This window comes from Flavobacterium sp. CS20, assembly GCF_018080005.1.
Classification (GTDB): Bacteria; Bacteroidota; Bacteroidia; order Flavobacteriales; family Flavobacteriaceae; genus Psychroflexus.
The window spans coordinates 2,707,740-2,729,239 of record NZ_CP073015.1 but is presented as its reverse complement, the minus strand read 5'-3'; the positions used below and the strand labels follow the sequence as shown (position 1 = coordinate 2,729,239).

Below are 21,500 nucleotides of genomic sequence, written 5' to 3'. Positions count from 1 at the left end.
TAGCATTATTATAACGTATGCGAAGATAATATTTTATGTTGAAAATTACTATGCATGCATAATAAAATTTTATTAAATTGATAACCTTTTAAGTCATTTGATTGTTTACTTTTGTGGTGCTTTTATAATTTTGAAAAATATGAGAACAATACAATTTAGAGAAGCGGTTTGTGAAGCCATGAGTGAAGAGATGCGAGCTGACAAATCGGTTTATTTAATGGGTGAAGAAGTCGCGGAATATAACGGAGCTTACAAAGCTTCAAAAGGCATGTTAGACGAATTTGGTCCAGAGCGTGTGATTGATACGCCGATATCTGAACTCGGTTTTAGTGGTATAGGTATTGGTTCAGCTATGAATGGCAATCGACCTATTATTGAATTTATGACTTTTAACTTTTCATTAGTTGGAATTGATCAAATCATCAATAACGCTGCAAAAATACGTCAGATGTCAGGTGGTCAAATCAATATCCCTATTGTTTTTAGAGGGCCAACAGCTTCGGCTGGTCAACTTGGAGCAACGCACTCACAAGCTTTTGAAAATTGGTATGCCAATACACCAGGTCTTAAAGTCGTTGTGCCTTCAAATCCTTATGACGCTAAAGGGCTTTTAAAATCAGCTATTAGAGATGATGACCCTGTCATTTTTATGGAAAGCGAGCAAATGTATGGAGACAAAGGTGAAGTGCCAGAAGAAGAATATACCATTCCGATTGGTAAAGCCGATATCAAAAGAGAAGGTGAAGATGTGACCATTGTTTCTTTCGGAAAAATTATCAAAGAAGCCTACAAAGCCGCTGAAGAATTAGAAAAAGATGGCGTCTCTTGCGAGATTGTAGATATAAGAACCGTTAGACCTTTAGATTATGAAGCGATTGTAAATTCAGTAAAAAAAACCAATCGTTTAGTATGTCTTGAAGAAGCTTTACCTTTTGGTAATGTTTCTACTGAAATTGCATATCATATTCAGCATTATGCATTTGATTATCTCGATGCACCAATCATTAAACTCAATACGGCTGATACACCTGCACCGTATTCACCCGTTTTACTTAAAGAATGGTTGCCAAATCATGAAGATGTGATTAAAGCGGTGAAAAAAGTAATGTATATTTAAAATTAACAACCTTAAACCCTAGCTTCATTTGTTTAATGCAAGTGAAGCTTTTTTATTTTTATGAATAAATTTTATTTTACATATTTTGTTTTATTTTGCGGGTTTCTTTCATTAGCCCAAACCAAAGTCAGCGGTTATGTTTATGACGAATCTGACGAACCAGTTCCATACGCCAACGTTATTTTTAAAGATTCAAGAGTTGGCACCATCACTGACGAAAACGGAAAATTTTATCTCCAATCAGATAATGATTATGAAGCCATAGAAGTGTCTTTTATGGGTTATAAAACTTACACTTTACCCTTAAACAAAAGTGCAACTTATGATATCGAAATCAAATTGGAGTCAGACGCAGAAGCCCTGTCTGAAGTTACGATTTATACAGGTAAAACATCCAAGAAAAACAATCCCGCTATTGATATTTTGAGGAAAATTTGGGAAAACCGAAGAGACAACGGTGTCAAAAAGTTTAAGCAATACCAATACGACAAGTATGAAAAAATTCAATTTGACCTTAATACCATTGATAGTGCTTTAATCAAAAGCCGACTGTTTAAAGGCATGGAGTTTATTTTTACCCAAACCGATACCAATGAAGTTACAGGCAAAACTTATTTGCCCATTTTTATCAATGAATCGGTTTCTAAAGTTTACGGCGATAACATCATCGATAAAGAAAAAGAAGTCTTACAGGGTAACAAAAACTCAGGTTTTAGCAACAACCAAAATCTTATCGCATTCATCAAAGATTTGTATGCAGAATATAATGTTTATGACAATTACATCAAGATTTTTGATAAAAGTTTTGTCAGTCCATTATCAACCACTGGCATAGATAATTACAACTATGTTTTGGCTGATAGCACATTTATTGGCAACAAATGGACTTACCACATTGTTTATTACCCCAGACGAAAAAACGAATTGACCTTTAAGGGTGATTTTTGGGTCAATGATACCACTTGGGCTATCAAAAAAATCAATTTGGCAATGACCAAAAGTGCCAACATCAACTGGGTAAAGGATGTTTATATAGAACAAGAATTTGACGTGCTTAACGATTCTATTTTCTTAATGACACGTGACTATTTTATGACTGATTTTACCTTTAGAAAAAAAGAAGATTCTCGTGGTGTTTACGGTAAACGCACAACCTTATATGATAACTATAAATTTGATGTAAAAAAAGACAAAGAATTTTACGATAGACAAACCGATCCATACAAAGAACAAGTCTTTAATCGCGATAGTATTTTTTGGGCAAAAAACCGTTTAGAACCACTCAACAAAGACGAAAAAGAAATATACACCTTAGTTGACACCTTAAAAACAGTTAAAGCCTTTAAACAAGTTTATGATGTTGCCACCGTTTTGGCAACCAACTATTATGGCTTTGACGGTTGGGATTTTGGTCCAGTATTTTCCACATTCGGATATAATGATATTGAAGGTTTGCGTTTAAGAGTTGGCGGAAGAACTTATTTTAGTCAAAATGATACTTGGCGTTTGCAAGGTTTTACCGCCTATGGTTTCAAGGATGATAAATTCAAATACGGCATATCTGGTAAAGTTATGCTAGACCGCAAATCTAGACTCATTCTTTCGGCAGGAAACCGTCGTGATGTAGAACAACTCGGGGGAAGCTTAACCAGCTCAAATGATGTTTTAGGAAGGAGTTTGTTGTCTGGTACACCTTTAACCCTTTCGGCAAACAACACCTTAACCAATATCAATCTATCGAGTCTCGCTCTTCAGTTTGATCCTTTTTATAACTTCAATTTGCGTTTAGAAGGCAACTATAGAACCTTAGTTGGTGCTGATACAAATGTGTTTAGCTTAGCTTTTTATACAGACGAAGCCAGAACTCAACGTCAAGAAAAAATCACTCAAACCGAACTTTCTTTAACCGCAAATTATACTCCAAACAGAAAAGCAACAGGTTATGGAGTTGAGCAATACGTGGTTAACCCTGGAAAATATCCAGAGTTTATGCTCAAATATTCCAAAGGTTTAAAAGGCGTTATTGATAGCGATTTTGATTACGACCGATTACAACTCCTTTACAGACAACCTATTTTAATGGGCGGATTTGGGCGGTTTACTTCAACAATTGAAGCAGGAAAAACCTTTGGTGGCGTACCACTCGGATTGCTTAATGTCGTCCCAGGCAATGAAACCTTATTTTCTATAGAAGGAACTTTTCCCTTGTTGGATTACTATGAATTTGTAACCGATGAATATGTCAGCCTTCATATGGAGCATAATTTTAACGGTAGGCTTTTTGCCAGAATTCCTCTGTTAAGAGATTTAGATTTAAGAGAAATCGTCACTTTCAGAAGTATGTATGGCAAATTGTCTAACGAAAGTATAATGCTCAACGCTTCAACATCAAACCCTGTCTTATTGGCTCCAGACCAAAATGTTTACTATTCTTATAGTTTTGGAATAGGCAATATTTTCAGAGTTTTTAGGATTGACTTTCACTTTAGAGGCAACTATTTTGATATTCAAGATTCGAGAACTTTTGGAATTACTGGTGCTTTTGGGTTTTATTTTTAACCCGAATTATCCACAAACCCAGACAAAACTGTGTATTCGTCGCTATTATGGAGGATTATAATTTGGGTTTAAGAAATTTGTTTTAAATCACTTAAAACAAACACTGTCCAAAATTAAGGAATAGCTCTGTCATGATTGCTCGTTATAAAACAAGCAGTGCATTCGTGGCAATATAAAAAGAATTATAACGAGAAATCATTAGTGCATTCGTGGCAATATAAAAAAAGAATTATAACGAGAAACCATTAGTGCATTCGTGGCAATATAAAAAAAGAATTATAACGAGAAATCATTAGTGCATTCGTGGCAATATAAAAAAAGAATTATAACGAGAAACCATTAGTGCATTCGTGGCAATATAAAAAAAGAATTATAAAACGAGAAACCATTAGTGCATTCGTGGCAATATAAAAAAAGAATTATAACGAGAAATCATTAGTGCATTCGTGGCAATATAAAAAGAATTATAAAACGAGAAACCATTAGTGCATTCGTGGCAATGTAAAAAAAGAATTATAAAACGAGAAACCATTAGTGCATTCGTGGCAATATAAAAAAAGAATTATAAAACGAGAAACCATTAGTGCATTCGTGGCAATGTAAAGTGCATTCGTGGCTTTAAAATTAAAGTTTTCGAGTTGACGACTAAAGAAGTAAAAATTCACAATATCTCACAATCTACTATCAACTTTGTCTGTAAAGATATTTCTATACACAAAAGGATTTTGATCTTTTATAATTAATTCAGATTCTTTTAAAGTTTTTTTGTAAAGTTGCTTGAGCAATAAAGGTTTTACAATTTTGACATTATACATCCACTGAAATAACCAACCCATCAACTCTCTATTGATACCACATTTTAAGTATAAGATATAATCGCCGTTAACACTTTTAAATTTTTGTGATTCATGCCAATGATGATTTTCGATAAACCGACCCAAAACTGGAGTAAATTTAATTTCAATATCATAGACTTTATTGTTGATATTTTTGGTTACGCCAAAACGGGTTTTGAGTTCCTTTTTAACCTGATTTTCTAGTAATTTGAAGTTATTAAAAGGTTTGCCTAACTCAATATTTTTAAGTTGCCTTAAACCAAAAACTTCGACTTCTTTTAATTCAGCATTAAAACAAGCCAAATAGTAACTGTTTCTGTGATAGACCATCTTAACAGGGCAAACCACTACATTTTCAGTATCAACATCTAAATTATCACTGGTTTCATCGTCTTTTATCAATTTTATTTTTAGCCTTTTTTGCTCCTTGATAGCGGTTTGTATCAACTCTAAATTAAACTGAATGTAACTAATCAGTCCGCAAATTAGCAATAATATTTAGTGTAGATAAAACTGATTGCTGATTTTTTAAACAAGAATCTGTTACAGATCTAAGTATGGCAAAGTTATCACAGCCCTGTTCTGATCTAAATTGTCCAGAGATTTTCTGTTTTACTTTTATATTTCTTATTGCTCTTTCAGAGGCGTTGTTATCTGGAGGTACATCCAGATGATAGAGGAATGTAAAGATATAGTTCCTGTATTTTATAAGTCTTTTTTTAAAAGTTATTAATTCTTTATGTTCTTTTGGCGGATCATGATTTAAGATGATATCCATTCTTTTTTCTATACTTTTCTTTATTGGACAATCCTTGTTAAAGGCTATATCTTTTATATTTTTCTTAAAGTTGATGGCTTTTAAAAATAAGTTTTTGCAAGCTCTACTCCATTTATGATCGTATTTTTCAGTTAGATAGTTTAAATCCCGAAGTAAATGTGCCATGCAAATTTGGTGTGATTGAGCGTTGGTATTGAAATGACTCTTCCAACAATCGTGCACTAACACAGCATTTTCAAAACCATTTTCAAAGGTTTGTTCTATACTTTTTTGTCCTCTATTATCAGTTATGGTAATAAAGGTTGCTTTTTCATTTTGCCATGTCCACGCCCAGTTTTTGTCTCCTGATACTTTTACTCTGTTTCATCGCTACCGATAGGTGATTTTGAGTTTGCTATTTCTTGTTTTATCAGATTATATGCAGGTTCAGCTTTAGTGACAAGTTTGTTTAATAAATAGTGTATTCCTCCTTCACTTATAGGAATATTAAAAACCGTATTGAACATTTCTTGCATTCTCTTAAAAGGCAAGTATTGTCTGGTATGAAAATATCCTATTAAACTTTCAATATTATTCCCATAGCTTACGGGTGCATTTGCTTGTGATGGATAGTCGCTTTTTGTTTCACAACCGCAAGGACAAACTTTTTTATAAACCTTGTGGTTCTGTGACTTTTATTTTTATTTCAGGGATGTCAAATACCTGTCGACTTCCTGCATATTGATGTGGAAGTGATGAAAGGTCGTTTCCACAACAGTTACAATAATCTGGTATGTGTTCTTCTGTAACATCAGGTATCTCAACCATCTTCAAAGTATTGCCTTTTCTTCCTGTTTGCCCACCTGGCTTACGCCCTGTCTTTATTCTTAGGCTTTTCCTCTTTGGTCTATTTTCATCCTTTGAGGGTGGTATGGAGCTATTATTACTGTTTTTTGGAGTTTCATATTTGGTAAGTCGTGCTTTAAGTTGACTATTTTCTAATTCTAAAGCAATTAGCTTTTTAGAAAGTTCTTCTACCTTCTGCAAGAGTGATTCTATAAGCTTATCCTTTTCCAACTTTTTTTCTTACAAATGTAGGGTGGTATGTTTGTAACAAACAAATTATTAACCAATTAGTTATCAATCCAAAAAGTTAAAAATGTTGATAAAGGTCTGATTTTTAAAATCAAGCTCTAATGAGTGGCTTATTTGAAATTTTTTTTAAAAAATTGAAATAAGCACAAAGAAAATATATGCTCAGTTTGTATTATCCAAAATTTATAGTCTTATTTTTGACACTGATTAGTTACAACTGAATTTCATCAGTAAGGATTTGATTGTAGAAATTGGTGTGATAAATCTCGGTGGTTTCTATCGCAACCCTTTCAGATTTAAAAGGAGTTGCTGTATGGATATAAAAATATTTTTGACCATCTTTATAAAAATGCTTAAGCATTTCACTATCCTCCAACATAGACTGAATAGCACTAAAATCTCGATTGATTTGACGTCGAGAAACCTTCATATCCTGAGCTTCTAAGCGTTTCAGAATATCACCAATGCCAATAGACTCAGCCTTAAGCCAAGCTTTAATATCCTGTAATCTTTCTAAATACCTACTCACGATAGGACGTTTATTGTCTTATTGTGACAAATTAAATAATTTGATGTTGTTATTAGTTTTGATGGTAAATTATTTTAATCAAATTTTTAGTTTATCAATTGTCTTCCAACAACCAACTGCTGGACTGAATTTTATCACCCAAACCATCTAAAAGCTTAATCCCTAATTTGTTACAAATTTCTGCTTCGGGAATACTTTGATTGTCTTGATCTCCACCATTAGCAAAAATAAATTCGTAATTATCTTTATACTCATCAAATATTTTTTTGATAGATGCTTTTACTGTTCGGTCTTTATCTATAGACAGAAATGCTTTATCAACAGGTTTAATGTTACTGACAATAAACAAACGTTCATCTTCATCTTGAAAGGGTTTACTGCCTTTTAGTTTTCTTTGCAAATCGTTATTAACGATGACAAAAAGCTTATCAGCATGATCTTTAGCATTTAAAAAATATTCTAAATGCCCTTTGTGAATCGGATTAAAATATCCCGAAACAATGATGGCTGTTTTTTTCATGACTATTATTTTAGAATAGATTTAAGATATTCATAGTAATTGCCCTTAGTGTTTTCTATTTGTTTGGCGATATGCTGTTTATCAATCCAATTTTTGTTTAAACCGATTTCTTCTAAGCAAGCAATTTTGAGACCAGTTCGTTTTTCTACAGCTTTTACAAATTCGGTAGCTTCGGTAAGGGCTTCGTGGGTTCCTGTATCTAGCCATGCAAAACCACGACTAAGAATTTGCATTTTAAGCTTGTCTTCACTTAAATATTGTTGGTTTACTGATGTGATTTCAAGTTCACCTCGGTTTGATGGTTTAACATCTTTGGCTATTCTAACCACCGAATTAGGATAAAAGTAGAGCCCAACTACAGCATAATTAGACTTTGGAATTTTAGGTTTTTCTTCTATACTGATTACATTTTTGTTTTGGTCAAATTCTGCTACGCCATAGCGTTCAGGATCATTAACATAATTGCCAAAAATAACCGCTTTTTGCTCATTTTCAACATTTTTTACAGCATTATTGAGCAAATTTTGTAATCCTGCACCGTGAAAAATATTATCGCCCAAAACTAAACAAACGTTGTCATGACCGATAAAATCTTCACCAATAATAAAAGCTTGAGCTAAACCATCTGGCGAAGGTTGCTCTTTGTAACTCAATGCGATGCCAAATTTTGAACCGTCGCCCAACAATCTCTTAAAATTTGGCAAATCTTCTGGTGTTGAAATGATTAGAATATCCTTTATACCTGCGAGCATTAACACCGATAAAGGGTAATATATCATCGGTTTATCATAAATGGGTAATAGCTGTTTAGACGTTGCTAAAGTCAGTGGATGCAATCTGGTTCCTGATCCACCTGCTAGTACTATGCCTTTCATTTTGAGTTATTTTTGAGATTAGTTATAAATATTGCTTTTCATAATATTTTTGATAGTCGCCACTGGTAACATTTTTTAACCAAGCATGGTTTTGGAGGTACCAATCTATGGTTTTGCTTAAGCCTTCTTCAAAGGTAACTGAAGGCTTCCAACCTAATTCTTTATAGATTTTTGAGGCATCAATAGCATAGCGCAAATCATGTCCTGGTCTATCTTTTACAAAAGTGATAAGTTTTTCACTTTCGCCTGCTGTTCTGTTGAGTTTATCATCCATTTGTTGGCAAAGGATTTTTACGAGATCGATATTTTTCCACTCATTAAAACCACCAATATTATAGGTTTCTCCAAGTTTTCCTTTTTGAAAAATCACATCAATTGCAATGGCATGATCGATAACATAAAGCCAGTCTCTTGTGTAATTGCCATCTCCATAAACAGGTAAAGGTTTATGATTGATGATATTGTTTATAAACAAAGGAATGAGTTTTTCAGGAAATTGATTTGGTCCATAATTATTAGAACAATTGCTGATAATATAAGGTAAACCATAAGTTTCTCCAAATGCTCTTACAAAGTGGTCAGAACTGGCTTTAGATGCGGAATATGGTGAATTGGGATCGTAGGGTGTTTCTTCTGTAAAAAGTCCTGTTTTTTCTAAAGTACCATAAACTTCATCTGTGCTGATATGATAAAATAATTTTTCGCTGTTGCTATCTTTCCACACATTTTGTGCTGCATGAAGTAAATTTAAAGTCCCCATAATATTGGTTTCTACAAATGCAAATGGATTAGTAATTGAGCGATCTACATGAGATTCGGCAACTAAGTGAATTACGGTGTCAAATCTATGCTTTTTAAAGAGTTGTTCTATAGTTTTTCTATCGCAAATATCTACTTTTAAAAATGTGTAGTTTTCAGCTTTTTCTATGTCTTTTAAATTTTCAAGATTGCCTGCATAAGTCAATTTGTCAAGGTTGAAAATTTGAAAGTTTGGATATTTTTTTATAAATCTACGAACCACATGACTTCCTATAAAACCTGCTCCACCAAGAATCAGTATTTTTTTTTGATATGACATTTAAGTATGTTTAGAATAGTTTTTCCAATACCATTTTACAGCTTGTTGTAAACCCTCTTCAAATTTATGGGAAGGTTTATACCCTAAAAGATTTGTGGCTTTATCGATTGAAGCCAATGAGTGTGGCACATCGCCTTGGCGGTTTGGACCATGATTTATAGGTATATCAGCAATTTTAGAATCGTATTTTGATAAGAATTTTTTTAACAAGTTTGACATTTGTTTGATTGTTGTGCGATCTCCTACGGCTGTATTGTAAACTTCATTAAGTGCTTTTTTGTTAGTTGTTGTTAAAGCCAAAATGTTCATCTGAATGACATTGTCTATATAAGTAAAATCACGAGAAAAAGTGCCGTCACCGTTTATTGTTGGACTTCTGTGCTTCATGAGTTGAATGACAAATTTTGGAATTACGGCAGATATGCACCGTTGGGATCTTGTTTTCTGCCAAAAACATTAAAATAACGCAAACCAATTGTATCTAAATCATATATCAATTTAAAGTTTTCTGCATATAATTCATTGACATATTTAGTGATGGCGTATGGCGATAAAGGTTTACCAATGTTGTCTTCAATTTTTGGTAAAGATTTAGAATCGCCATAAGTGGAAGAACTAGCAAGATATACAAAACGTTTAACCCCGTTATCTTTTGAAGCTACAAGCATATTTAAAAACCCATCGATATTGGCTTTGTTTGTCAGAATTGGGTTTTCAATAGAGCGTGGCACAGAACCTAAAGCGACTTGATGTAGAACAAAATCAATGTCTTGACAAGCAGATTTACAAGTTTCAAAATCACGAATATCACCTTCTATAAATTCAAATTTCTTTTGGTCTAAAATTTCTTTGATATTTTGATGGTGACCTGTTGCAAAATTATCTAAGCCTCTGACTTGTATATCATTTTTTAACAAAAACTCACAAAGATTTGAACCTATAAAACCAGTCGCACCAGTAACTAATATTTTTTTATTTTTTAATGACTCAATATTCATATATTAAAAATTAAAGTTTTGCATCACTCTTTTCACCTAAAACACCTTTGACATCATAAACAACGGCATTGGGTTTTTTGAGTTTATCAAAATCAATATTTTGAAATTTATCATGAGCAACACAAAGCACAATAGCGTCGTATTGTTGATTTGGTAATTCCTTGCATGAGTCTAAATGGTATTCGTGTAGCACTTCTTCAGGATTTGCCCAAGGATCGTAGATTGTTACATTTGTTTCGTATTCGCTGAGTTGCTTGACCACATCCACAACTTTGGTGTTACGGACATCTGGACAGTTTTCTTTAAAGGTTATTCCTAAAACAAGAATTTTTGCATTTTTGACTTTTAAATCGTGTTTCAACATCAATTTAACGACTTGGCTTGATACATATTCTCCCATTGAGTCATTAAGTCGTCTTCCTGCTAAAATAATTTCAGGATGATAACCAATTTCTTGTGCTTTTTGAGCCAAATAATAAGGATCAACACCAATGCAGTGACCACCGACTAAGCCTGGTTTAAAAGGTAAAAAATTCCATTTGGTTCCAGCGACTTCTAAGACGGCATTGGTGTCTATTTTCATCAAGTTGAAGATTTTTGCTAGTTCGTTAACAAATGCAATATTGATATCTCGTTGTGAGTTTTCTATCACTTTAGCGACTTCTGCTACTTTTATGGAAGGGGCAAGGTGTGTACCAGCTGTTATAACTTCAGCATATAGGTTATCTATTTTTTTGCCGATTTCAGGTGTTGAGCCAGAGGTTACTTTAAGGATTTTTTCTACCGTATGTGTTTTATCTCCAGGATTGATTCGTTCTGGTGAATAGCCTACATAAAAGTCTTTATTAAACTTTAATCCTGAGTTGTTTTCCAAAACAGGAACACATTCTTCTTCGGTGGCTCCTGGATAAACAGTGCTTTCGTATATAACTATATCATCTTTTTTAAGAACTTGAGCTACGCTTTCAGATGCTTTAATCAATGGGGTTAAAATTGGTCTGTTATTTTTATCAACAGGTGTTGGCACAGTTATGATGAAAATATTACAAGACTCTATGTGTGATAGTTGGGTGGTACAAAACAAACCGTGTTCTGTTTTGTCTAATTTGTTTTCTTTGATCAATACACGTTGTAGAATGTCATCGTCAACTTCAAGTGTATCATCATGACCTGAATTAAGGTTGTCAACTCTGGTTTGATTGATATCAAATCCTAACACGTTGTATTTTGTTGCAAAAAGTCTAGCAAGAGGTAAGCCAACATAGCCAAGACCTATGACAGCTATTTTATTGTTTTTCATAAGATAAAATTAGTTTTTTCAAAAGTAATACTTTTTATTTATTGCTTATCACATTTTTACAAATCTATACCTCGCTTAACTTTTTATTAATTTGAGTGTTGTTGAATTTTTAATTTATTCTAATTCATCTATTAACTCATCAGTAATTTCTAAATTGTGATAAACATTCTGAACATCATCGTCATCTTCAAATTTGTCGATTAAACTCATTATGCTTTTAGCTTGATCGATATTTAGTTTGATGGTGTTAATTGGAATACGTTGAAGTTCGGCGTTTTTTGGTTCTATATTGAGTTTTTCTAGAGCTTCATTCATTTTTCCAAAATCATTAAAATCGGAGTAAACTACTAGTGCATCATCATCGTCTTCTATATTTGTAGCTCCGGCTTCTATGAGTTCTAACTCGAGTTCTTCCTTGTTTATTTCTAAGGAGCTTTTGTCAATTAAAAACACGCCTTTACGGTCAAACAAAAATTCTATCGAACCGTTTTTGCCTAGGCTGCCTCCAGCTTTGGTAAAAATAGAGCGTATATTAGCCACCGTTCTATTGGTGTTGTCTGTAGTGCATTCCACAAAAATAGCAATACCATGAGGGCCATAACCTTCAAAAGTAACCATTTCATAATGGTCTGCATCTGTTCCACTTGCTTTTTTGATGGCTCTTTGAATGGTGTCTTTAGGCATGTTGATACCTTTTGCATTTGCAATAGCATTCCGCAGTGTAGGATTGGTTTCAGGATCAGGGCTTCCACCTTCTTTTACAGCAACTGTAATTTCTTTTATAGCTCTGGTAAATTGCTTTGCTCGTTTTTTGTCTTGGGCACCTTTTCTGTGTTTGATGTTTGCCCATTTACTGTGTCCAGCCATAGTATAAAAAATAGTGTTATGTTAGTAGCTTCAATTAAAAACGAAAATATAAAATATTTTAAGGTTATAAACAAAATAAGCCATTATGAATTTTTTTAAGGATATATCTCACAAAGCTTTTTTAGCATTTAAACGATTTCCAGCAACCTTAACTTGGTCAGTTTTAGGCAGTATTTATTTGATGATGATTTATAATCAGAATGATTTAGATACAGTGACTAAAAATACTGGTATCCAATTAATCCTGATTTTAGGAGTGTCATGGTTTATTGCTGTTCAGTTTGTTTCTGAGGCTTTAAGCCATTCTATACTCTATCGGTTTGTATTAAAACTTTGTGTTTTAACGGGTTTGATTTTATATTACATCTACGGACTTAGCGAGAATTTGCCTAATGCTTCGTTAGCCTATGGTCAATGGGCTTTGCTTATGCTTGCTGGTCATGTTTTTGTTGTTTTTGCTCCTTTTATCAAATCTTGGAACAAATATAAATTTTGGGATTATCTCAAATCTATCATTATTGCATTGGTCAGGAGTGGTATCTATACTGTGATTTTGTATGTTGGCTTAGCCATTGCTATTTCTACGCTCGAAATTTTATTCAAAATTAATTTCAATGATAATATTTATTTTCAAACTTTCATTTTTTGCTTAGGTGTAGTCAATACTTTTGTGTATTTAAGCGACTTTCCAAGGTTGGATAAATTAGGAGGTCAACTCGAACTACCTAAAGCTGGAGAAGTATTAGTGCTATATATTTTGATTCCGTTAAGCCTTTTATATTTACTTATCGTGTATGTATATGCATTAAAAATTTTGATTGAATGGGAGTTGCCCGAAGGTTTTGTAACTTATTTGATATCGGGTTTAAGTTTACTTGCTTTTGTTATACACATCAGTATTGAACCTTTTAGAAAAACACATGTTTCTAAACTCATACAAAAGTTTTACCCTTATTATTTTTATGCTATTCTACCGCTTTTACCGCTTTTGTTTGTTGCACTTTATAGGCGTATAGCAGATTATAATTTTACTGAATTACGCTATTTGGGTTTGGTTTTGGCGTTTTGGATTTGTGGGATGCTAATTTATATGTTAGTGTCGCATAAAAAAGCATTGAGTTTGTATGCAAAATCGATGTTCGTTTTGATATTGCTTTGCACATTTTACCCATTATCAGCTTTCAAAATTTCAATTAATGCTCAAGTCAAAGAGCTTGCTGAGCTTATGGAAAGTGTTGACAAAAAAACTGAAAGAAGCTTTACCAATAAAGAATATGATCGATTTAAAAGTATTATTTGGTATATAAATGAGCGTAATGCTATGGAAAAAACAAAAGCTTATTTTGGTTTTAACCCAGATAGTTTATTTTCTGATACGCTATCTTATAATTTACCTCGAAAAATAGTTGATAAATTAAACATTAAAATATTAGCCTCTGATGATAAAACTCAAACGCTTAAAGATGCCATAGCTAAAAAGCACAAATCAAATCCTCAAAACAGCTATCATTTAAATTCCTTTAAACCAAATTACGCTGAAAACATCTCAGATTATACAAACTATACTGAATTAAATTTGCAAAACTATCGAGAGAAAGATAAAGCCTTAGTCATGTATTATGATGATAAAAACATTATTAGTTTAAGGTATTATGATGAAGTGTTATTTGAAACCGACATGAGTATGTATCTAAAAAACATCACAGATAAATATGATGACTTAGGCGATGCACAACAAGATGAGTTTACATTTAGATTTAAAAATAACAAAGGAAATTTTATGATTATTTTTGACCGATTGCAGTGCAATTATACTGATAATCAAATTAAAATTTTAAACGCTCATGTCAAGTTGTTTTATAGAACTTATAAGCAATTAGAATTATAAAATCCAAGTTTATTTAAAAGCAGAAATTCCTGTAATGTCAAAGCCTGTGATCAATAAATGAATATCATGTGTACCTTCATAAGTTATCACACTTTCTAGGTTCATCATATGGCGCATAATGCTGTATTCGCCTGTAATTCCCATTCCTCCAAGCACTTGTCTGGCTTCTCGTGCTATATCAATAGCCATTTCTACGTTGTTGCGTTTGGCCATAGAGATTTGAGCTGAACTTGCTTTGCCTTCGTTTTTTAGTTGACCCAGACGCAATGCGAGAAGTTGAGCTTTGGTGATTTCAGTTATCATTTCAGCTAATTTTTTTTGCTGAAGTTGAAAACCTGCAATGGTACTATCAAACTGCGTTCGTTCTTTAGCATATCTCAAAGCCGTATCATAACAATCCATGGTCGCACCAATCGCTCCCCATGCAATGCCATATCGTGCAGAATCTAAACAAGATAAAGGTGCACCAAGTCCGCTTTTGCCAGGGAGAATATTATCTTTTGGTATTTTGACATCGTTAAAAATCAACTCACTTGTTGCTGAAGCTCTTAATGACCATTTGTTGTGAGTTTCTGGTGTAGAAAAGCCTTCCATTCCACGTTCAACAAGTAAGCCATGAATTCGTCCTTCTTCATTTTTAGCCCAAACTACAGCAACATCAGCAAACGGTGCATTAGAAATCCACATTTTAGCTCCATTGAGTAAATAATGATCACCTTTATCTTTAAAATTAGTTACCATTCCACTAGGGTTTGAGCCGTGATCGGGTTCTGTGAGACCAAAAGCACCCATCATTTCTCCTGAAGCTAATTTTGGTAAAAACTTCTGCTTTTGTTCTTCAGTGCCATAAGCCCAAATGGGAAACATAACCAAAGATGATTGGACTGAAGCTGTAGAACGAACACCACTATCGCCACGTTCAATTTCTTGCATAATTAAACCATAAGAAATTTGATCAAGACCAGCTCCGCCATATTTTTCAGGAATATAAGGTCCAAAAGCCCCAATTTCTGATAAACCTTTGATGATGGATTTTGGAAATTTGGCGTTTTGAGCGACTTCTTCAATAATCGGACTTACATCGCGTTTGACCCAATCTCGTGTAGCTTGTCTAATAAGTTTATGCTCTTCGGTGAGTAAATCGTCTATGTTGTAATAATCTGGTGATTCAAATTGGTCTTTTGACATTTTGATAAATTTTACAACAAATTTAAGCAAAGTCCTTAATATGAGTGGTCAATCAAGTCTTATAATTTATAAAAATCTAAGGTTCTTCTGGTGCGAGTTCAATTTCAAGACCATCTAAATCTGGAGTAATTGTGATTTGACAGCCCAATCGGCTATTGTCTTTGACAAAAAATGCTTCTGCCAGCATAGCTTCTTCGTCCATTTCCATTTCAGGAAGTTCAGTATCAGATTTGATATAGCATTGGCATGACGCACACATAGCCATACCGCCACAAATTCCGATAGTGCCTTCTGGTGCAAGTTCATACGAACGAATCACTTCCATCAGATTCATTCCCATATCGGTTGGTGCTAATATTTTATGTGTTTTTCCTTCTCTATCGGTTATTGTGATATTGATATCTTTGCTCATTGACATACTAATCTATGCTTCTAACAACGGATTTAGGTGCTTGTTTTCTCTTGCCGTCAAAGCCTGTAACACCACCAACTGTGGTATATTTCATAACATATTTTTTATCAGGATATATACGTTGATAAGCACTTTGGCACATGAGTGTAGCTTCGTGAAAACCACATAAAATAAGCTTGAGTTTACCAGGATAAATATTGACATCGCCTATGGCATAAATCCCTGGAATATTGGTTTGATAATCTAAACTATTGTTCACTTTTATGGCGTTTTTTTCTATTTCTAATCCCCAATTAGCAATAGGTCCTAATTTTGGCGAAAGTCCAAAAAGCGGAATAAAATAATCGGTTTTCAGTTCAAAATTTTCATCGGGATCATTGTTTTTTCTAACTATTACATTCTCTAAATGTCCGTTACCATTAACATCAATGACTTCTGCTGGGGTGATGAGTTTTATTTTGCCCATATCTTTCAATTCTTTTACACGATCTACGGATTCTAAAGCTCCTCTAAATTCGTTTCTTCGATGAATTAAAGTTACATTTGAAGCAACATCAGATAGAAATATACTCCAGTCTAAGGCTGAATCACCACCACCTGCTATGACTACGTCTTTATCTTGATAAACTTCAGGGTTTTTAATCATATATGAAACCCCTTTGTTTTCATAATCTGAAAGTTTTGGGATAGGTGGTTTTCGTGGCTCAAAACTTCCTAAACCTCCAGCAATAGCAACAATCTTGGCATGATGTTTTGTGCCTTGATCTGTGGTAACGATAAAACTGCCATCATCTAATTTTTCTATATCTTCAGCTCTTTCTCCAAGAGTAAAGCCAGGTTCAAAGGGTTTTATTTGCTCCATAAGATTGTTTACCAAATCGCCTGCGAGAATTTCAGGAAATGCTGGGATATCGTAAATAGGTTTTTTGGGATACAATTCATTCAACTGACCACCTGGTTGAGGTAAGGCATCTATTAAGTGACACTTGAGTTTTAGCAAACCTGCTTCAAATACTGTAAACAACCCAGTTGGCCCTGCACCTATTATTAGTATATCTGTCTCAATCATAAATTTAAAATTTAGAAATACAAATGTTTTAAATTATCAACTACTTTAAACTGACTTCAGTCATAAATCACTCAGTTTCTACATTGACCACAGACCTGATTTGTGGAGCGTGTTTTTTGATGGTCATTTCAACACCAGATTTAAGTGTCATTTGATTGACACTACAACCAACACAAGTGCCTAAGAGTTGAACTTTTACTGTGTCATCGTTTTCAATGTCAAGTAAGGCAATGTCTCCACCATCATTTTGCAAAAAAGGTCTGATTTCTTCAAGTGCATTTTCTACATTATGTTTTAATTCTTGTCCTGTCATAATCATTTGTTTTTAACGGCACTACAGCCCGCCATTGTTGTAATTTTAATCGCATCTGTTGGTGGTAAATTTTCGTTTCTATCAACCACTTCTTGAACTACGTTTTTGGTTAATTCATCAAAGGCATCAACAATTGGTGTTGCTTCTTGAAGGGTCGCAGGTCTTCCTACATCACCAGATTCTCTAATGCTTTGTACTAAAGGAATTTCGCCTAAAAATGGAATGTTTATGTCATCAGACAAACGCTTTGCCCCTGCTTCACCAAAAATATAATATTTGTTGTCGGGCAATTCTTCAGGTGTGAAATAAGCCATATTCTCAACTATTCCTAAAACTGGCACGTTAATACTTTTTTGTTGAAACATTGCAACACCTTTTCTGGCATCAGCAAGAGCTACATTTTGAGGCGTGCTTACAATAACTGCACCTGTAATAGGCATAGATTGCATGATAGACAAATGGATATCGCCAGTTCCAGGAGGTAAATCCACCAATAAAAAATCTAATTTGCCCCAGTTGGCGTCAAAAATCATTTGGTTTAAAGCTTTACCAGCCATCGGTCCTCGCCATATGACAGCTTGATTGGGTTTAGTAAAAAATCCTATAGAGAGTATTTTAACCCCATAACTCTCAATTGGCTTCATTTTAGATTTGCCATTAACTTTTACTGAAAGTGGCTTTTCGTTTTCAACATCAAACATAGTTGGGATGGATGGTCCGTAAATATCTGCGTCAAGCAAACCAACTCTAAACCCCATTTTTGACAAGCTGACGGCCAAATTTGCTGTAATAGTAGATTTTCCTACACCACCTTTTCCGCTGGCGATAGCAATAATGTTTTGAATACCAGGTATGGGTTTTCCTTTTATTTCGTTAACTTTTTTCTCTTTAGGTGCATCTACTTTGACGTTGACTTTTACTTTTGCTTTTTCGTAAACGTGCTCATGAATGGCTTTCATGACATCAACTTCTGCACGTTTTTTAATATGTAGAGCTGGTGTTGATAATTTTAAGTCCACAATGACTTCATCTGCAAAAGTGATGATGTTTTGAACAGCACCGCTTTCAACCATATTTTGACCTTCACCAGCTACGCTGATGGTTTCTAAAGCTTTGTATATATCTTCTTTTTTTAATTGCACAGAATTGTGTTTTTATTATTTAGATTAGATTAAAATGCAAATATAAGGCTTATCTAAAGAAATGAATTTTAAAGTCTTAAATTTTAATGATACACTAACATTCTATGAATTGAGCTTAAATGATATAAGTTTAATTCTCAATAAAAACCTTAGCATAATGTAATATTGCCTTTATATTTGCAATCATATTGTTTTGTTATGTTAAAGTGGGTTGGTGCTATTATTGGCTTTTTTTTTCGTGGTTTTGTCGGTGCTTTAGCTGGCTATTTAATAGGAAGCATGTTAGACTTAGTGTTTATGCCTAAAAGAAGTCAACAGTCTTTTGGTGATGTTTTTCAAAGCAGGCAAAGTGTTTCTCCTGGCGATTTTGAATTAAATTTATTGTCATTAGCAAGTTTAGTGATTAAAGCCGATGGCAGTGTAAGCCAAAAGGAATTGGATTATGTTCGCGGGTATTTTGTGCAAGCTTACGGTAAGGAAAGAGCCAATGCAACTTTTAAAACTTTTAATGAGGTTATCAAAAAACGACAGATTTCAGCCAGTAATATTTGTCAGTTTTTAAGACCTAGAGTAAGATATGAAGTCAGGCTTCAAATTATTCATTTTTTATTTAATATCGGTCAAGCTGATGGTCATATTAGTGAGAAAGAAATCAACAAAATACATGAAATCTCACGTCATTTTCAGATCAGTTACAGAGATTTTGAAAGCATAAAGGCTATGTTTGTCAAATCTGCTGATGAAGCCTATAAAATTCTTGAAATTGACGAAGAAGCAAGTGATGCCGAAATTAAAAAAGCTTACCGAAAAATGGTGAAAAAATATCATCCAGATAAACTACAAAACATGGATGAAGCCTATCAAAAAGGGGCAAAAGAAAAATTTAATAAAGTGCAAGAAGCTTACGAGCAATTGCAGAAAGAACGCGGGTTTTAAAAATTGATTAAAATAATAAAATCATTCATAAGACTTTACGGCATCAACAAAAGCTTGAGCGTGATCAACAGGTATGTTGGGTAGAATACCATGACCGAGATTGGCAATATATTTATCTTTTCCAAATTCATCAATCATCTCATGCACCATTTTTCTGATGATTTTTGGAGGAGATAAAAGTCGCGATGGATCAAGATTTCCTTGTAATGTGATTTGATTGTTTGTCAACTTTCGTGCTGTTTTAGGCGAACACGTCCAATCTACACCTATGGCTGACGCTCCAGACGTTGACATCTGCTCAAGGGCAAACCAACAGCCTTTTCCAAAAGCAATAACTGGAGCATCATTTTTCAAAGCATCGATAATTTGTTGGATATATCGCCACGAAAACTCTTGATAGTCATTAGGTGATAACATGCCACCCCAAGAATCAAAAATTTGAACAGCATCAACTCCAGCTTCAACTTTAGCCTTGAGATACGCAATAGTAGTGTCTGTGATTTTTTGCAATAAATCATGAGCCAAATCTGGTCGTGAAAAACAAAATGCTTTGGCTTTATCAAAATTTTTAGAACCTTGACCTTGCACACAATAGCAAAAAATTGTCCACGGCGATCCTGCAAAACCAATTAATGGCACGCGATGGTCTAAAGTTTTTTTAGTCAATTTTATGGCTTCAAATACATAACTTAATCGATCGTGAACATCAGGAATGTTGACTTCGTTGATGTGCTTTTCGCTGTTAACTGGATTTGACAACCAAGGTCCTATGCCAGGTTTCATTTCAAATTCAATGTCCATCGCTTGTGGAACGACTAAAATATCGCTAAATAAAATCGCAACATCAACACCGATTTGATCAACAGGCATGATGGTAATTTCGGTTGCTAATTCGGGAGTTTGACAACGGGTAAAAAAATCGTATTTGTGTTTGAGTTTCATAAAATCTGGCAAGTATCTACCAGCTTGACGCATCATCCACACAGGTGGACGTTCTACGCTTTCACCTTTTAAAGCTCTGAGAAATAAATCGTTTTTAAGCATAAATTAGTCTCTTCCTAAATAAATCGTGATAAAATATAATAAAGTTGCCAATGAACCAACAGTCGCCACAACATAAGTTCTTGCGACCCATTTAAGGCTGTCTTCTGCATAAGCATATTCGTCAGTATTGACGATACCATTGCTTTTAAGCCATGCTAAAGCACGGTTGCTCGCATCGTATTCTACTGGCAAGGTTATGAAGCTGAAAAGTGTACCTAAACCAAACATGATAATTCCTGCCAATAATACCATTTGGCCAACACCTACTGAAACCATAGTCATCAAAATGATACCGCCAAAAATCACCCATTGACTCAATTGAGAAGCTACGCTTACAACAGGCACCAATTGGCTTCTCATCTCTAACCATTTGTAAGCTTTGGCATGTTGAACAGCGTGACCCACTTCGTGTGCGGCAACAGCAGCTGCAGCAGCATTGCGTTGGTTATAAACACTTTCGCTAAGATTAACTGTTTTTTTAGTTGGATGATAGTGGTCAGTCAATCTGCCTTGTGTTGAAATAACTTCTACATCAGTAATATGGTGATCTGCTAACATTTTACGAGCAATTTCAGCTCCACTCATGCCATTTTCTAATTGAATTTTAGAGTATTTTTTAAATTTTGATTTCAGTTTATTACTGACATACCAGCTGACCAACATAATGGCTCCGATAAGAATATAATAGGACATCATAATATTTTATTTGTTTAAATTAAAACAATTTAATTTTTAAACGGCAAAAATACTACCAATTTATAAAACACTGACATTTTTACCTAATGCTTAACAAGATTGATGTCATCTTGTATTTAAAGTTTGCAAATATTCGATTGTGAATGGATTTATCCATTTTCTATGATTTCAATTTCTTCCCTGTAAGTTTTTAGAAGAATGAGGATACTCTAATTAAAAGATGAAGGTATAATGTATTAATTTTGCCATTGATGTACTAAAAATTTAACTTAGAAAAGATT

General features: G+C 33.9%; 19 protein-coding genes and 3 pseudogenes. 4 read left to right on the top strand and 18 right to left on the bottom strand.

Annotated elements, in window-relative coordinates:
• Positions 1–139 precede the first annotated feature (139 nt).
• The gene (locus IGB25_RS12975) at positions 140–1,117 is read left to right on the top strand and encodes a pyruvate dehydrogenase complex E1 component subunit beta (protein WP_211065364.1); all 978 of its coding nucleotides are present in this window, start codon (positions 140–142) and stop codon (positions 1,115–1,117) included.
• A 60-nt stretch (positions 1,118–1,177) separates the two neighbouring features.
• Positions 1,178–3,676 (top strand): DUF5686 and carboxypeptidase-like regulatory domain-containing protein, encoded by a 2,499-nt coding sequence (locus tag IGB25_RS12970; RefSeq protein WP_211065363.1) that lies wholly within the window; start codon positions 1,178–1,180, stop codon positions 3,674–3,676.
• A gap of 671 nt (positions 3,677–4,347) precedes the next feature.
• Here the strand turns inward: IGB25_RS12970 and IGB25_RS12965 are convergent.
• The 11 genes and pseudogenes from IGB25_RS12965 to IGB25_RS12915 form a co-directional block, all read right to left on the bottom strand.
• Positions 4,348–4,959 (bottom strand): WYL domain-containing protein, encoded by a 612-nt coding sequence (locus IGB25_RS12965; RefSeq protein WP_256437281.1) that lies wholly within the window; start codon positions 4,957–4,959, stop codon positions 4,348–4,350.
• Between the two features lie 22 nt (positions 4,960–4,981).
• A pseudogene (locus tag IGB25_RS12960) lies at positions 4,982–5,629 on the bottom strand (transposase); the annotation flags it as partial.
• Positions 5,630–5,643: 14 nt separating this feature from the next.
• A pseudogene (locus IGB25_RS15225) lies at positions 5,644–5,862 on the bottom strand (transposase); the annotation flags it as partial.
• Between the two features lie 76 nt (positions 5,863–5,938).
• Positions 5,939–6,346, bottom strand: coding sequence for a DUF6444 domain-containing protein (locus tag IGB25_RS12950; protein WP_211065361.1), 408 nt, complete (start codon positions 6,344–6,346; stop codon positions 5,939–5,941).
• Between the two features lie 229 nt (positions 6,347–6,575).
• Entirely contained in the window at positions 6,576–6,893 is a 318-nt protein-coding gene (locus IGB25_RS12945) for a hypothetical protein (protein ID WP_211065360.1), read from the bottom strand.
• A 94-nt stretch (positions 6,894–6,987) separates the two neighbouring features.
• On the bottom strand, positions 6,988–7,413 hold the full coding sequence (locus tag IGB25_RS12940) for an adenylyltransferase/cytidyltransferase family protein (protein WP_211065359.1): 426 nt from the start codon (positions 7,411–7,413) through the stop codon (positions 6,988–6,990).
• Between the two features lie 5 nt (positions 7,414–7,418).
• Positions 7,419–8,288, bottom strand: a complete 870-nt coding sequence (gene rfbA / locus IGB25_RS12935) for a glucose-1-phosphate thymidylyltransferase RfbA (RefSeq protein WP_211065358.1) — start codon at positions 8,286–8,288, stop codon at positions 7,419–7,421.
• 22 nt (positions 8,289–8,310) lie between these two features.
• Positions 8,311–9,366, bottom strand: a complete 1,056-nt coding sequence (gene rfbB, locus IGB25_RS12930) for a dTDP-glucose 4,6-dehydratase (protein ID WP_211065357.1) — start codon at positions 9,364–9,366, stop codon at positions 8,311–8,313.
• A pseudogene (locus IGB25_RS12925) lies at positions 9,367–10,364 on the bottom strand (SDR family oxidoreductase).
• Between the two features lie 10 nt (positions 10,365–10,374).
• Positions 10,375–11,664 carry a nucleotide sugar dehydrogenase gene (locus IGB25_RS12920; RefSeq protein ID WP_211065356.1) on the bottom strand — a complete coding sequence of 430 codons (1,290 nt, stop codon included), beginning with the start codon at positions 11,662–11,664 and terminating at the stop codon, positions 10,375–10,377.
• A gap of 114 nt (positions 11,665–11,778) precedes the next feature.
• Positions 11,779–12,531 carry a YebC/PmpR family DNA-binding transcriptional regulator gene (locus IGB25_RS12915; RefSeq protein WP_211065355.1) on the bottom strand — a complete coding sequence of 251 codons (753 nt, stop codon included), beginning with the start codon at positions 12,529–12,531 and terminating at the stop codon, positions 11,779–11,781.
• Between the two features lie 85 nt (positions 12,532–12,616).
• On the opposite strand from IGB25_RS12915, the gene IGB25_RS12910 reads away from it, so the two are divergent.
• A complete protein-coding gene (locus IGB25_RS12910; RefSeq protein WP_211065354.1) occupies positions 12,617–14,419 on the top strand; it encodes a DUF4153 domain-containing protein in 1,803 nt (600 codons plus the stop codon).
• A 9-nt stretch (positions 14,420–14,428) separates the two neighbouring features.
• Here IGB25_RS12910 and IGB25_RS12905 read toward each other — a convergent pair whose 3' ends face one another.
• The 5 genes from IGB25_RS12905 to IGB25_RS12885 form a co-directional block, all read right to left on the bottom strand.
• A complete protein-coding gene (locus IGB25_RS12905; protein ID WP_211065353.1) occupies positions 14,429–15,607 on the bottom strand; it encodes an acyl-CoA dehydrogenase family protein in 1,179 nt (392 codons plus the stop codon).
• 76 nt (positions 15,608–15,683) lie between these two features.
• Positions 15,684–16,019 carry a 2Fe-2S iron-sulfur cluster-binding protein gene (locus IGB25_RS12900; RefSeq protein WP_211065352.1) on the bottom strand — a complete coding sequence of 112 codons (336 nt, stop codon included), beginning with the start codon at positions 16,017–16,019 and terminating at the stop codon, positions 15,684–15,686.
• 7 nt (positions 16,020–16,026) lie between these two features.
• On the bottom strand, positions 16,027–17,088 hold the full coding sequence (locus tag IGB25_RS12895; RefSeq protein WP_211065351.1) for an NAD(P)/FAD-dependent oxidoreductase: 1,062 nt from the start codon (positions 17,086–17,088) through the stop codon (positions 16,027–16,029).
• Between the two features lie 67 nt (positions 17,089–17,155).
• The gene (locus IGB25_RS12890; RefSeq protein ID WP_211065350.1) at positions 17,156–17,401 is read right to left on the bottom strand and encodes a NifU family protein; all 246 of its coding nucleotides are present in this window, start codon (positions 17,399–17,401) and stop codon (positions 17,156–17,158) included.
• 2 nt (positions 17,402–17,403) lie between these two features.
• Entirely contained in the window at positions 17,404–18,543 is a 1,140-nt protein-coding gene (locus IGB25_RS12885) for an Mrp/NBP35 family ATP-binding protein (protein ID WP_211065349.1), read from the bottom strand.
• A gap of 198 nt (positions 18,544–18,741) precedes the next feature.
• Between IGB25_RS12885 and IGB25_RS12880 the strand changes: the two genes are divergently transcribed.
• A complete protein-coding gene (locus tag IGB25_RS12880; protein WP_211065348.1) occupies positions 18,742–19,479 on the top strand; it encodes a TerB family tellurite resistance protein in 738 nt (245 codons plus the stop codon).
• 21 nt (positions 19,480–19,500) lie between these two features.
• Here the strand turns inward: IGB25_RS12880 and hemE are convergent, their stop codons facing one another.
• Complete coding sequence (gene hemE / locus IGB25_RS12875; protein ID WP_211065347.1) at positions 19,501–20,523, bottom strand: uroporphyrinogen decarboxylase; 1,023 nt, start codon at positions 20,521–20,523, stop codon at positions 19,501–19,503.
• Between the two features lie 3 nt (positions 20,524–20,526).
• Complete coding sequence (locus IGB25_RS12870) at positions 20,527–21,219, bottom strand: zinc metallopeptidase (protein WP_211065346.1); 693 nt, start codon at positions 21,217–21,219, stop codon at positions 20,527–20,529.
• Positions 21,220–21,500 lie beyond the last annotated feature (281 nt).

Excerpts from the sequence above, each read along its gene's own strand:
- IGB25_RS12920 (WP_211065356.1), bottom strand. The coding sequence starts at position 11,664 with ATGAAAAACAATAAAATAGCTGTCATAGGTCTTGGCTATGTTGGCTTA.
- IGB25_RS12905 (WP_211065353.1), bottom strand. The coding sequence starts at position 15,607 with ATGTCAAAAGACCAATTTGAATCACCAGATTATTACAACATAGACGAT.
- IGB25_RS12940 (WP_211065359.1), bottom strand. The coding sequence starts at position 7,413 with ATGAAAAAAACAGCCATCATTGTTTCGGGATATTTTAATCCGATTCAC.
- hemE (WP_211065347.1), bottom strand. The coding sequence starts at position 20,523 with ATGCTTAAAAACGATTTATTTCTCAGAGCTTTAAAAGGTGAAAGCGTA.
- IGB25_RS12910 (WP_211065354.1), top strand. The coding sequence starts at position 12,617 with ATGAATTTTTTTAAGGATATATCTCACAAAGCTTTTTTAGCATTTAAA.
- rfbA (WP_211065358.1), bottom strand. The coding sequence starts at position 8,288 with ATGAAAGGCATAGTACTAGCAGGTGGATCAGGAACCAGATTGCATCCA.
- IGB25_RS12975 (WP_211065364.1), top strand. The coding sequence starts at position 140 with ATGAGAACAATACAATTTAGAGAAGCGGTTTGTGAAGCCATGAGTGAA.
- IGB25_RS12900 (WP_211065352.1), bottom strand. The coding sequence starts at position 16,019 with ATGAGCAAAGATATCAATATCACAATAACCGATAGAGAAGGAAAAACA.
- rfbB (WP_211065357.1), bottom strand. The coding sequence starts at position 9,366 with ATGTCATATCAAAAAAAAATACTGATTCTTGGTGGAGCAGGTTTTATA.
- IGB25_RS12970 (WP_211065363.1), top strand. The coding sequence starts at position 1,178 with ATGAATAAATTTTATTTTACATATTTTGTTTTATTTTGCGGGTTTCTT.
- IGB25_RS12890 (WP_211065350.1), bottom strand. The coding sequence starts at position 17,401 with ATGACAGGACAAGAATTAAAACATAATGTAGAAAATGCACTTGAAGAA.
- IGB25_RS12915 (WP_211065355.1), bottom strand. The coding sequence starts at position 12,531 with ATGGCTGGACACAGTAAATGGGCAAACATCAAACACAGAAAAGGTGCC.
- IGB25_RS12870 (WP_211065346.1), bottom strand. The coding sequence starts at position 21,219 with ATGATGTCCTATTATATTCTTATCGGAGCCATTATGTTGGTCAGCTGG.
- IGB25_RS12895 (WP_211065351.1), bottom strand. The coding sequence starts at position 17,088 with ATGATTGAGACAGATATACTAATAATAGGTGCAGGGCCAACTGGGTTG.
- IGB25_RS12880 (WP_211065348.1), top strand. The coding sequence starts at position 18,742 with ATGTTAAAGTGGGTTGGTGCTATTATTGGCTTTTTTTTTCGTGGTTTT.